The organism is Streptococcus sp. VT 162, from assembly GCA_000688775.2.
In the GTDB taxonomy this organism is placed as follows: domain Bacteria; phylum Bacillota; class Bacilli; order Lactobacillales; family Streptococcaceae; genus Streptococcus.
The window spans coordinates 565440-578496 of sequence record CP007628.2 but is presented as its reverse complement, the minus strand read 5'-3'; the positions used below and the strand labels follow the sequence as shown (position 1 = coordinate 578496).

At 41.3% G+C, this 13057-nt stretch carries 7 protein-coding genes; all 7 read right to left on the bottom strand.

Annotated features, from left to right (window positions below; all coding sequences use genetic code 11):
• Nucleotides 1-176: 176 nt before the first annotated feature.
• Nucleotides 177-3356: an ATP-dependent dsDNA exonuclease gene (locus V470_02690; GenBank protein ID AHZ47346.1), complete on the bottom strand. Its 3180-nt coding sequence runs from the start codon at nucleotides 3354-3356 to the stop codon at nucleotides 177-179.
• Nucleotides 3353-4561 (bottom strand): ATP-dependent dsDNA exonuclease, encoded by a 1209-nt coding sequence (locus V470_02685; protein ID AHZ47345.1) that lies wholly within the window; start codon nucleotides 4559-4561, stop codon nucleotides 3353-3355. Before V470_02685 ends, V470_02690 begins: the two co-directional genes overlap by 4 nt.
• A 195-nt stretch (nucleotides 4562-4756) precedes the next feature.
• Nucleotides 4757-5449 (bottom strand): phosphoglycerate mutase, encoded by a 693-nt coding sequence (locus V470_02680; protein ID AHZ47344.1) that lies wholly within the window; start codon nucleotides 5447-5449, stop codon nucleotides 4757-4759.
• 163 nt (nucleotides 5450-5612) lie between these two features.
• The gene (locus V470_02675) at nucleotides 5613-5867 is read right to left on the bottom strand and encodes a hypothetical protein (protein ID AHZ47343.1); all 255 of its coding nucleotides are present in this window, start codon (nucleotides 5865-5867) and stop codon (nucleotides 5613-5615) included.
• Between the two features lie 366 nt (nucleotides 5868-6233).
• Nucleotides 6234-6614 (bottom strand): hypothetical protein, encoded by a 381-nt coding sequence (locus tag V470_02670; GenBank protein ID AHZ47342.1) that lies wholly within the window; start codon nucleotides 6612-6614, stop codon nucleotides 6234-6236.
• A gap of 151 nt (nucleotides 6615-6765) precedes the next feature.
• Nucleotides 6766-12270 (bottom strand): peptidase M26, encoded by a 5505-nt coding sequence (locus tag V470_02665; protein AHZ47341.1) that lies wholly within the window; start codon nucleotides 12268-12270, stop codon nucleotides 6766-6768.
• A gap of 234 nt (nucleotides 12271-12504) precedes the next feature.
• On the bottom strand, nucleotides 12505-12885 hold the full coding sequence (locus V470_02660; protein ID AHZ47340.1) for a membrane protein: 381 nt from the start codon (nucleotides 12883-12885) through the stop codon (nucleotides 12505-12507).
• Between the last annotated feature and the right edge of the window lie 172 nt (nucleotides 12886-13057).

Sequence of the window (13057 nt, the reverse complement as noted above, 5' to 3'; positions counted from 1 at the left end):
CAAAAAAGCTGACCAAAGTCAACTTTTTATTGCAGTAACATTTACCCCTAAGTCCAATATAGTGTGAAGAATAATTAATTAGTCTTCTAGCATAGTTAACTAATAGAATTAGTCAGTATTCTTAGAACATATCAATACATAGTTAGACTGTCTTTAATTTCTGAATTTAACTTATTCTAATCTTTCGGCATAACCTTAATATAACTACTACCATCGTGTGACTTGATGATAGAGAGTTGTTGGGCAATACCTTCTTTCATATCGTCCACGTGACTGATGACACCGACCATACGGTTTTCACCGATTTGTTCTAGGACCGCGATAGCCTTGGTGAGGGCTTCCTTATCTAGCGAACCGAAACCTTCGTCGATGAAGAGAGCTTCAACGACAGCACCCTTGCTGGTGTTTTGCACAACTTCTGAGAGGGATAGGGCAATGGCCAGTGCGGCGATAAAGGTTTCACCACCAGACAAGGATTTAACGGAGCGTTCACTACCTGTCAGCTGGTCATAGACGTTAATATCCAAACCGAAGTGATCACGCGCCCTACGCCCTTCCTCGCTCAAGACAAAGGAATAGCGGTTATCCGTTAAGAGGCCAATGTAGTTGGCATTAGCATAGTCTAAGATTTGTTGGAAATACTGACGGATAACATAGACCTCAAGATTGAGACGCCCAGTCAGAGCAGTATTTTCTCCCTTAACCACCTTAACCAAATCGCTGAGTTCTTGGTGGGCCTTAAAGGCCTCTTGGCTACTTTCTTGAAGGGTTTTGGCTGCTTGGTAGGTAGTCGTCGTATCCTTAAGCCCCTTCTCAATGACAGAAACCTGAGCCCGTTGATTATCATAGTTTTCCTGACTAGTTTGGACCTCTTGTGTTAAAGCAGCCAAATCTGGTTTTTCTTGATTTTGCAGAAGCTCTTGGCCCTTACTAATCTGGGTCTGCAATTCTTGTTTAAGGGTTTGGTAACTTGTCAATTGGGCCTGAATCTTAGGAATAGCCTGCTTTTTCACTTCAAGTAGCCAAAACTGGATTTGCTCTAGGTCATTGGTGAGCGCCCCTTCAGCCATAAGACTTTGGTCCAATTCAGCCGATAAACGCTTCGTTTCTTGACTGGTCTTTTCTTTAGACTTGGTCAAGATCTCAAGTTGCCCCTTGATGCCTTGAATGTCGGCACGAAGTTGGTTGTTGGCCTCACCATTTTCCTTGACTACCTTATTATAGAGGTCCAACTCCTGCTTCGCAAGGGAAATTCGTTCTTGATAATCCTCTACAGACTCCAGCTCTGGATGAGCTTCCTGCAAGTCTTTTAGGCGCTCCTTAGCTTGGTCAAGCGCTGCCTTGGCCTCTTGATAGCTCTTAGCCAAATCTATCGCTTTTTCTTGGGCCTTATCTAACTCCTCTTGACAATGGACAAGGTCTGCCTCTTCCTTCTCATAGCGTTTTTGGAGTTCTTGATAATGATTCTCAACAGCACTCAACAAGGCTTTCCCTCGGACAGCTTCATAATCCTCTGAAAAGTCAAATTCAAACTGTCCCTTAACTTGCTCTTCGAGTTCTTGATAGTGTTTTTCAAGAGTCAGCTTAACTTTAGCCACTTGGTCCAGCAAACCTTGATGGTAAGTCTCAACTTCATTCAAAGTAGCCTGACGATTTGATAAAGTAGCGACTTGCTTTTCTTTTTGAACTTGAAGTGCCTCGACCTTATCCATGAGATTCTTCAAAGCTACTTCATTAGCCTGTGTACCATCGACCTTAGGATGATCCAAGGAACCACAGACCATACAGGGCTGACCATCCTCTAATTCTGCCTGCAACTGGGCAATCATGAGCTGACGACGTGATTCTAGACTCCTACTTAACTGCTCTTCCAATTCTTTGAGAATTTCTTGAGCTTGGTCAATTTCCAAGGATAGCCTTTGATGACGTTTTTCGGTCTTTGCCAACTCCTGATTCAAGTCCTCTATATCTTTTAGGTTCTGATCCAGTTGCTTATCCACACTGTAACCCACAGACTGGAGGAGTTTTTCGGCCTCATGCAAACTCTCTAAACTAAGACGATTGGCCTCCAAATCTGACAAAGACTTGTTTAGAGACTCAATCACTTCCGAAGCCTGCTGATAGGTTTCTTCCAACTGCTTGTAGTTAGTACGTGAACGTTTGATTTTCTCCTGCTCTTGGGCAAGACTCTGGGCATAGATAATGTCCTTTTCCCACGCTTTCAGTTTCTCTTTTCTTTGAAGAAAATCCTCCTTCTGAGCTTCCAGTGCCTCTTTTTGAGCCTTAACTTCCTCAAAAGACTGCCACTTAGCACTTAGTGCTTCTTGAGCGATTTCAAGGTCTTGTTCTAATTGAAACAACTGCTTCTGATACTCCTTCAAACTGCTAATGGTTTCCTGCAAGCCTTGGGCAAACTGCAATTCCTCCAGATGCGCTTTTGCTTCTGCCTGTTCCTGAGCACCTTCCTCAATTTCCAGACGGTAACGCTCCTTGGCTAGATCCAATTCTTGGAAAATCCTTGCCACATCTTGTGCAGTTTGCAAGCTCTTCTGCAGCTTAGCCAAATCCTCATGGGCTTCCTTTAAGATGCTTTTTTGCTCTTCAAGATTATCTTGCCGTTGCGCCAAAAGTTCTTCAAGACGTGCCAATTTTTCATAAGCTGGTGTTTGGGCCAAGATAGCTAATTCTTCCTCAGACCAAACCTGACTGGCAAAATGGCCATCTAGTTGAGCCTGGCGCTTCTCCATATCCTTATTGCTCTGACGAAGACGCTCTTCCAAGCTCTTTTGGAAGCGGTCAAAAATACCTGTTCCAAAAATTTTCTTCAAAATTTGAGTCTTGGTCTTTGAATCTTCTTTCAAGAAACGACTGAAATCATTTTGAGGAAGAAGGATAATCTGTTTGAACTGCTCGGCATTGAGACCCAAAATCTGCTCAATCTGATCACTAACTTCCTTGATTTTATCCCCGAGCTTTTCGATTTCTTGACCACCAATCTTATCCACAATAACAAGAGAAGCCGTTGCCTTTTGTATGGTCGTTCCACCTCCTCGCTTGCCTCTCTCCTGCTGGAGAACACGTTCAATGCGATAAAGGTGGTTGCCTTGTTGGAAGTAAAAAGTCACCTTGGTCAAGTCATCCTCTGGACCAGCAAAGGTCGACCGCATCTCCTCGACATTACGATCGCCACTGGTCGTTGCAAACAAGGCAACTGTCATAGCATCAAAGAGAGTACTCTTACCAGCCCCTGTGTCCCCACCAATCAAAAAGAGGGGAGCGTGGTCAAACTGGGTAAAATTGATAACTTCCTTACGATAAGGTCCAAAATTGGTCAATTCTAACTGGACTGGTCTCATTGTTGGCTCCTTCCAATCTCCTCAAAAATACTTTCCACAAGGGCCTTTTGTCTCTCAGACAAGACATCGCCCCCAGTCACTGTCTGGTAGAAATCAGAAACAATTTCCTGTGGCGACTGCATTTCCAAATCTTTTAGGTGCTGATCAACAGTTAATGTTTCCTTACTGACATCACCCAGACGACTGAAAGTAATTTCTACAATATCTTTCCCATAAATTTCTTCCAGACGGGCACGCACGTTGATACCCTCTAATTCCTTACGACTGGATAATTGAATATCAAAGGCAAACCAAACCTTTTGACAAGGCTGTTCCCTATAAAATTCAGGTGACATCAAGATTTCAAAAGGTTCCTGAAGGGTCACGATTGGCCGTTTGACCTCTAAAGAATGGAAGGTCTGAGACAAATTACCAGTCGCATCCAATTCAACAATATAAACACCCTTTTCTTCCTTACGTTTAGCTTCTTTGACATTAAAAGCGACTGGACTGCCTGAATATTGCACGCGCTTTGTCGGACTGGCAAAGCGCGTATGGATATGCCCCAAAGCCACATAATCAAATGCCTTGAAAAGGTCGCTGGTCACATTGGTAAGACCGCCCACCGTATTGCTCGTTTCAGAAAACATCAGTTCCCGTAGACTTTTACCGTCCTTGTCATCTTTTTTAGAAACCGCAAAATGCGTCACTAAAACATGGGACTTGCTAGGATCAAAAGCTTTTTCCATATCCTCAAGAATATAGGCCAAGGCATCTCCAATTTCCTGAATCCTCTTATCCTTATCGTCCTTATAGTAAATACGAGCATCAATAGGGTCGATAAAGGGCAGCAAGAAAATCTGGCAATCCTCCAACTCAATAGGTTCAAAAGCTTCCTCCAAACGTGTGCTTAAATGAAGACCCTGAGGTTGAAAAAAGTCTCGCCCAAAATGCAAGCGTTCAGCCCCATCGTGATTACCACTAATGGCATAGACAGGAATCTGCTCCTCCAAGACCAAACGTGCCAAAGTCTTATTAAAAAGCTTGATTGCATCCACAGGTGGAACCGCACGGTCATAGAGGTCACCAGCAATAATAACCCCATCCACCTGTTCAGAAATAGCTAAATCCACAATCTGTTGAAAGGCCCACTCCTGCTCTTCTAACAAAGACCAACCATTGAGCGTTCGACCTACATGCCAATCTGACGTATGTAATAACTTCATTACCCTCTCCTCATTCAGTTTAATCCTATTTTACATTTCATATTTTAAAGGCAAACAACTCATAAATTGAATAACATTTTTTAATATAACCAAAAAGAGAGGACCAAACTGGTCCCCTCTCAATATTAGTTTATCATCAACCACTGTAGTTAACAAGAAACTTTTTAATCTTGAGTCTAAAGACTCCTTTGAATTTTATTTTCCAAGGTAGTATTCAGAAACTACGTTCAATTTTTCGTCAAATTCGAATACCAATGGTGGGAAGTTAGGGATTTCCACGTCCATGATTTCATCATCTGACAAGCGTTTGATGTGTTTTACAAGGGCACGGATTGAGTTACCGTGAGCTCCTACGAATACGTTTTTACCATCTTTAAGTGCTGGAGCGATTTTGTCTTCCCAGAATGGAAGGGCACGTTCCAAAGTCACTTTCAAGTTTTCAGCATCTGGGATAACTGAGTCGTCAAGTGAAGCGTAACGACGGTCAGTGTGAGCTGAATGCTCATCATCACGGTCCATGTTTGGAGGCAATACATCGTATGAACGACGCCAGATGTGAACTTGCTCATCACCAAACTGTTCAGCAGCTTCAGCCTTGTTTTTACCAGTCAAACCACCGTAGTGACGTTCGTTCAAGCGCCATGATTTTTCAACTGGAACCCACAATTGGTCAGAAGCTTCAAGAGCCAAGTTTGTTGTTTTGATCGCACGTTTCAATACTGAAGTGTAAGCTTGGTCAAATTCGATACCAGCTTCTTTGATCAATTTACCAGCGTCAATCGCTTGTTGTGTTCCTTTTTCAGACAAATCAACATCAGCCCAACCAGTGAAAAGGTTAGCTTTGTTCCATTCAGACTCACCGTGGCGAGCAAAAACCAATTTTACCATTAGATGGATTCTCCTTTTATTTTTCGAGGTTTCCCTCGTTTATCTATTCTATTTTACACAATTTTTCACAAAAAAGCTAGTTAAAATCAACTAAAAAGAGAGAACAGTGTCCTCTCATCTAGTTATTATTAATTCGCTATATTCAATCAAGAAACGATTGCAATTATTTGTTATTTAAAGCATCAATTATACGATCAGTATTCTTAGTTACATTAGTATCATTGTAACGATTATGAATTAGACCTTCAATTGTTTCTTTGCAATTTTCAAGATTAGCTTTTTCAAATACTACCACACTGACAACATTTGTTCCACCGGAAGTAAGATGCAAAACTAGTAGAGTTTTAAAAGCAATTAGCACTGTTAATACACCATAAACCGCTAATATCAATCCTCCGATAAATGAATTTTGCATCATTGAAAGGCCAATAAGAGCGAAAATGATACCCCAAGCAAATGATTTGAAATCAAGACAAAATGAACTATCTACACTTGCAACATGATCAACAGGAATTGTTTTATTTTGAGAACCCAGTGGAATAACTTTTAAAATAGTATTAGGGTTAGAAGTTTTTATAAAGACTCCCTATAAAGCAATGGAAGCTTTTAAATAGAATGTTAAATACGATGTAACGAAAGATTGTTTCATAATATTCTCCTTTATTTTTTCAAGTTGTATTACATCATTTTTTCTTATAAAAAAAGCATTTTGCTAACATATTCTTTTGCCAGATAATTCTTTAAATAAAAAAACAACCCTCAAACGGATTGTTTCACTAGACTATCAGACAAGGCCACGAACTTCTTTTAAAAATTTAGAAAAAGTAACAGCACCTTTAATGATTAGAAATCCTCCTATCCACTCGGTCGCTGAAAGAAAGCCCAGCACGCCACCAATGATAAATAAAATAGATGGCAGCATTCGAAGTTGTTGATCCTCTTCGAAATAGATTAGCATAAAGGTACCTAATGCAATCATCAAAATCTTAAAAAATGTCAGGAGCAGGGAAAAGGCAACCGTGACAACCAGCATTTTTGAAGGATCTTTATAGATGATGGCCCCAGTATAGGATAGCAAAAATCGTAGAACAGGTCCCAAAAGCAAGGTTATACCTGCCAGCATGCCCAGTCTCCAATTAAGTCGAACCAATCTATCTCTCTCCATAAAAACCTCCTTCTATCGTAGCTATCATTCTACCATATTTGCTCCAGAAACAAAAGACCTTCTCAGTCACAAACAAATCACCTACCAGCTTTCATACATCCTGACATAAAAAGAGAAGATCTGTTGATCCTCTCTTTTCATTTTCCACCCCTTATTTCTTAAAAATAGAGGTTCTGAAGTCGTTTGTTTGGTCAAGATAAGCTTTAAAGATTGCTCTCTTCAACTTATGAACGGCACTATCATACTCTGGATTATAGTTGCTCCAACGAGGACTTACAGCATCCTTGAGAACAGCTTGATCCATGAGGGCTTGCAATTCACTCACTTGATTGATGGTCTTGGTCCCATAGCTTGGCCATGGTTTTGTCGGATCTTTAAAGGTCACTTGTTTCAAGTTTTCAAACTGATCCACACGTTCTTTATACATGGCTTTCTTAAAGGCAGCCCAAGATGCATACTTCCCTTCAAATACCTTGTCCAATACAAGTTTATCGGTCACCAATCCTCGTTCTTTACCATAGAGATTGATAGTTTGACCTTTTTGTTTGGCAGCTTCTTCGTATTGATTTGAGATATAAGGTACCATACCATCCTTAAAGCCTTTGGCAGCCAAAAGTTCGTAAGCGATCCGACGTCCCATAAGGTCCCCTGGCGTGCCTTTCTCACTGCTGAGAGCTGAATAGATTGGGGCAAAGAGTTTAATCGTATAGTAGCCATTTCGCTCGTAGTCGCCAGATTGATACTCACGAGCTGATAAGATGTTATGGTCAATCAAACTATCAAAGTTAGTTAGTTTTTGGGCCTCTGCTTCTGTCAATTCTTTGACTACGTTAGTGGCATAAACCTCATTTCCATCTGCTGGATCTTTCACATACTTGTTCTCAATCTTTCTGAGAGCCGCCATTTTCTGGTAAACATTCAGTTTGTTAACGATTGATTGTCCTTCGAGGTATTCCAGCATGTAGATAAGGTCAAACATGTTATGGACATAGTTCTGAAGATCTGCAGCGTTTTGGAATCTCTCTGTCGGATCTAAGACTTGCAGACGGGAGCCCTCTGTACTATCTGATTTTGAGTGTCTCAAGATAGAATTGATGGTAATGGTTGCGTCACTTGGTTGGTCAGGGGCTTGCAATAAACCTTTTGCAAAGAACTCTGGTCCCAAGCCGCTTCTTCGACCATAGCCACCAAGGTAAATATCCTGATCCGAATCATGGGTCATTTCATGGGTATATGTAATAGCTCCATCCTTGTCCAACATACGGTAAGACATATAGTAGACACCATCCCCTGTTGCGTAAGCTCCATGCTGGTTGTGTACTACCTTATTGCCAACTGGTCCAAAGAAGTTCTTCATGGCAGGATTGGAACTATCAAACTTAGCCTCCACTGTAGCTTTTCCAGATGTTGTGTCATCACCGAACTTATAAGCATCATAAAGCAAGATGGTACGATAGAGTTTTTCACGTGACTGTTCATCTAAAATGCGATACCAATAATCGTAGTGATCTCGCTGGCGTTTGGCTGTTTCACGCGCATTTTCTTCAACAAAATCATTGAGATTCTTGCCCGCTTTATGCTCACTATTGCGGTAGCGATCATAGGCTCCAAATCCTAGGCTGGACATGGTCGAGATGACAAATACTGATTTCTCTGGCAAGGTTAGGAGAGGCAAGACCATATTGCGGTATTTCCAAGTGGCACTCGTGATGCGATCATAAACACCGATAGAATACTTAGTGCCAGCTTGTCCTTGCTTAGTTTTGACTTCTTCAATATTAGATTTTTCTTCGACGATGTAAGCCTTGGTCTCTGATTTAAACCAGTCATTGTTACTTGTATTTGGTAAAAAGACTTTTCGGTAATGTTCTAGAGTGCTAAATAAATCTGTCGTTCCATGATGGCTAGCTAGACTAATAGAATAAGTATCAACGTTGTTCTTAGCTAGAAGGTTGTTAAAGCCAGATTTACCCAACTCGATCAGAGTATCTAGTGGCGAAGCATTTCCCTTACCAAAGAAGTCCAGATGGTACAGAACAAGGTCTTTGACGTTTACTTGACCATAGCTGAAGTTATACCAACGTTCTAGATAGGTCAAACCAAGTAGCAAGGCTTCTTTGTTGCGTTTGATTTTATCTACAAGATAGCCCTTGGTAACTGAGTTATCACCAGCAAGTCCAGCATCTGCTGACAAAAGTTTTTTCAAACTATCTTCCAGATGTTCCTTTGTTTTGGCGAACTGGTCTTCAAGATAGAGCTCAGTCTGCTCGACTTTTGGAGAAATACCGAGTGTCTTTCTGATGCCTTCTGAATGGTAGTCCACCTGCTGCAATTCAGGTAAGACTTGTTTGATGATAGAGCTTTGGTCATACAAGAATTGGTTTGGTGTATAGAGAAGACCCGTATTTCCTAGACTATATTCCGCTAATTTGGCAAAATCATTCTGGTACTTGAGATCGAGCTTCTCAGATGAATGATCCTTGTAGTGAAGCAAGAGTTTGTTTGCAGTCTGTTTGTTAGAAACAATATCTGTGATGACTTGGTTGTCCTTCATCATGACTGCTGACAAGAGCTCTTTTTGATATAAGAGACTGTTCTCATTGACCAGATTTCCGTATTTGACGATGGTTGCCTTATTGTAGAAAGGTAGCAATTTTTCAATGTTTTTATAAGCCAAAGTTCGCTTAGCTTGATAATGGACCACCTTAGAAAAGTCACTGTCCTTCTTGCCACTTGTTGAGAGGGGCTCCACTGTTGGTAGAGTGAGAGGATTGATGACTGCTTTTTTGCTTTCAATTTGGGAAGCATCTAGCATTGTTCCTCTTTCTTCAAAGGATTCCTTGCTGACGACCTCATCCTTGACTAAGGTGACATTGTAGACTCTGTTTGCCTTGCTGCTGAATGTGTCCTTCACCTTCATTCCATTATAATGGTAACCGGTAATGGCATTCCCGTTGGTTACATTGACATCACTGAGAACATTGGTCAATCTTCCAGCATGCTGTTCCTCATTAGTTTTTCGATCCCACAAATAGCCTGCTACTCCCGCGACTCTACCAAAGTGCTTAACATTGTTGATATCGCCTTCAGCATAGCTATCTTGGATCTGTGCATCCTGATCTACTAGACCTGCAAGACCACCCACAGTCTGATCTGAACTATTTGTGTTGGATGAAATGGCTACTGTCGCTTTTGACTTAGTAAGTAAAGCCTTGTCACCTGTCAAATGACCGACCAGACCGCCGATATTGTAGGCAGCAGTCGTTTCATAAGTGTTGATAATTCTTCCCTTGAAACTGCTCTCTGTGATACTTGATTGCTCCGCCTTAGCCAGCAAACCACCGATACCACGTTCACCTGCTAGAACACCATCAACGTGAACTTGCTTAATCTTTGTGCCATTCTGAGCTTCATAGGCCAATGAACCAATATCATCTTTCCCTGAAATAGAGACATTTTTCAGACTCAATTTTTCTACTGTGGCACTACTCAAGGTTTCAAAAAGAGGCTTTTTCAAGTTGTAAATAGCATACTGCTTGCCATCTTTTTCACCAATCAACTGACCAGTAAAGGCGCCCTTGATGTACGATCTATCATCAGGTCCCAGTTCTACTTCATTGGCATTCAAACTAGCTGCTAAATGATAAGTTCCAGAGAGATTCTGGTTGATAGCTTTGACTAAGTTGCTAAAGGAAGTAAAGGTTGTCGTTTCCTCTCTAGCCTTCTTAGCTAGGTAGAAGGTGAAATTATCGACATACTTATTTTCTAGCTCTTGCTGGAGTTTCTCAGCCTTGGCTATGATTTTATAAACTGGCTGACCATCTTTCGTTTCTGCAGCTATTGAAGCGACTGGTAGATAGACATCTTTAAACGACGAAGATTTAACCTTGATAAAGTAAGTGTCTGGATTACTTGGAACACCGTCTAAAGAAACGTGTTGTTTGTAAGTACCATTGGTCTGACTATACAACTCCAGATCCGAAACATTTCTTAGCTCAAGCGTCTTCTCTGGGTCTTTTTCTTTTGGTTTTTCTGTCGGAGCTTCCGGTTTTACTTGCTCGGTATTGCCAGTATATTCTGGAAGAGGAGCGACTTGTTCCGGTTCCACAATGGCTCCTGCTTGAGTGCCTGTATAGGCTGGTGTTTCAGTTGTCTCTGGGGCTACTATTGCACCTGATTGAGTGCCTGTATACTCTGGTTTTTCAGTTGTTTCAGGAGCTACAATCGCTCCTGCTTGAGTTCCTGTATATTCTGGTGTTGGTGGCACCTGTTCAGGCTCTACGATTGCTCCAGACTGCTCGCCTGTATAGGCTGGTTTCTCAGCTGTTTCTGGTTCCACCAAAGCTCCTGACTGGACACCCCCAACCTCTGGCTCAACTTGTTCCGGTTCAACGATGGCACCAGCTTGGGTTCCCTGATACTCAGGTAGCGGAGCGACTTGCTCGGGTTCAACAACTGCTCCTGCTTGGGTGCCTGTATATTCTGGTCTTTCAGCTGTTTCAGGGGCAACAACCGCTCCCGCTTGATTCCCATTGTATTCTGGTAATGGAGCCTGAGTCTCAGGCTCTCCTTTTCTTGCAGACTGAGGTGCTTCACTTGCAGCAACTGCCTTCTTAGTCCCTTTTTCTACTATACGTGGCAAGGCTTCTTCTACCTTAGTCGAGAGAACTTCCCTAGAAATTTCTTGGTTTTCAACAGTGAAAATGCGAACAAGCTCAATCTTCTTCCCAGCACGACCTTCTTGTTTGACATGGATGGTTCCCTCTGTTAGTTCTGGATTTTCCTGCACCACTTCTGAAACATCTAGTTTGGTTACAATCTCTTGGTCTTTGTATAAGAGCTCTGGTTTGTTCACGCGACCAGCCAAGACTTCGTCTTGAGGATCTACACTAGCAATACCAGACGGCTTTTGATTAGATAAATCTTGAGAAGGGATTGTCTTGTCTGCAGGGCTTGTTGAAGACGGAGCTTTCTGCTCATCTCCTGCCTTTTGTCCACCTTCGTTGGCTTGGAAATGAGGTTGAACTGTATAGTCAAGTTTCTGATCCCTAGCAGCAGTTTCTTGCTGATTAATCTCTTTGTCTTGCTTAATATAGCCTAGATAAGTATAACCTGATAAGGCACGTGGCAAAGGCAGACTATCTCCTTGGGATAATTGGTGTTCCTGATTGTACTGGAGCAAAAGTTGATTTTCAATAGCCTGAACTGAAGAAGCCAAACCACTGCCCATCCCTGTTATCAAGACAACTTTCAAGAGAGCCTTCTTTTTGCCTTTCTTTTTCGATACGACAAAAATAAGGAAACCAATCGAAGCCAGAACTCCACCTGATAAAACGCTAGTAAGGCTATTCTGCCCACCTGTATTGGGCAACTGACCTAGCTGAGCTTTCTCATCCATACGGTAGACTAGATAATAGGTACTCTCACTATCTTCAGCAATTTTCGGAATATCCTTGACAATCAAGTCCTTTTCTTGCCCACTCAGCTCCGTTTCCGTCACATATTTGTAGTGAACAGCTGCATTTTCTTGAGCAAATACGGTCCCACTACTCGCAACGGACACAAAAAATAGGCTTGAAATCGAAGCTGACACAAGTCCAATTGCTAATTTTCGTAAGGAGAAACGATGCTGCTTCTCTCCAAAAATCTTTTTCATTCTATATCCTCTCAACTTTTCAACCTCTATCAAGAAAATAACTAGTATTATATTTTGATATAGGTATTTCACATCCACCATTATACTATAAAAATACTTCCTTGTCTCAAATAAATGCTTTAGATTTCACGAATGTCAAAGCTTATTTATCCTGTCAATTTTACCCCTGCTTGATGACAAAAAAAGAAGGCTAAGCGCCTTCTCTTATTTCAAAATATTCCTAACAAAAAGCCATTATTCTTGAATCTCGAATTTTTTCAAAAGTCCAAAGTAGAGGGATCCACCAATGATTGTCAGAATTCCTCCTACCCAGCCCAAGAATGGGATCAATCCAACAGCACCACCTACGATAAACAAGACAGAAGGTGCAGGAGTCACACGCTCGTCATCCTTGTAATAAATAATAGCTACAATTCCTAAAACCAAGATTGCAATTTTCACCAATGATAAAATAATTGAAAAAATCGTCAATAGACCAACTGTTGCATCCGAGTCCTCCGTTGCCGCAGCAGCACCGACAGCTATCATAAACATAACAACTGGAGCCAACAGCAAGACGATACCTGAAATAAGACCAAAAATCGCATTTACGCGAGCAAGTGCTTTTGTTTTCATCCAAATCTCCTTAAAAAATTTTTACAACTATCATTTTATCACATTTTCATGAAAAACAAAAGAAATTTCAAAACGAGTATACTAGATGGTGAATGATTTCCAATTTCTAAACAGACATTTAGAGTAAAAAATAGGTCATGTATCAGATTGTTTGTAAATTCATTCGTCTTCT

Excerpts from the sequence above, each read along its gene's own strand:
- V470_02690 (AHZ47346.1), bottom strand. The coding sequence starts at position 3,356 with ATGAGACCAGTCCAGTTAGAATTGACCAATTTTGGACCTTATCGTAAG.
- V470_02685 (AHZ47345.1), bottom strand. The coding sequence starts at position 4,561 with ATGAAGTTATTACATACGTCAGATTGGCATGTAGGTCGAACGCTCAAT.
- V470_02680 (AHZ47344.1), bottom strand. The coding sequence starts at position 5,449 with ATGGTAAAATTGGTTTTTGCTCGCCACGGTGAGTCTGAATGGAACAAA.
- V470_02675 (AHZ47343.1), bottom strand. The coding sequence starts at position 5,867 with ATGATGCAAAATTCATTTATCGGAGGATTGATATTAGCGGTTTATGGT.
- V470_02670 (AHZ47342.1), bottom strand. The coding sequence starts at position 6,614 with ATGGAGAGAGATAGATTGGTTCGACTTAATTGGAGACTGGGCATGCTG.
- V470_02665 (AHZ47341.1), bottom strand. The coding sequence starts at position 12,270 with ATGAAAAAGATTTTTGGAGAGAAGCAGCATCGTTTCTCCTTACGAAAA.
- V470_02660 (AHZ47340.1), bottom strand. The coding sequence starts at position 12,885 with ATGAAAACAAAAGCACTTGCTCGCGTAAATGCGATTTTTGGTCTTATT.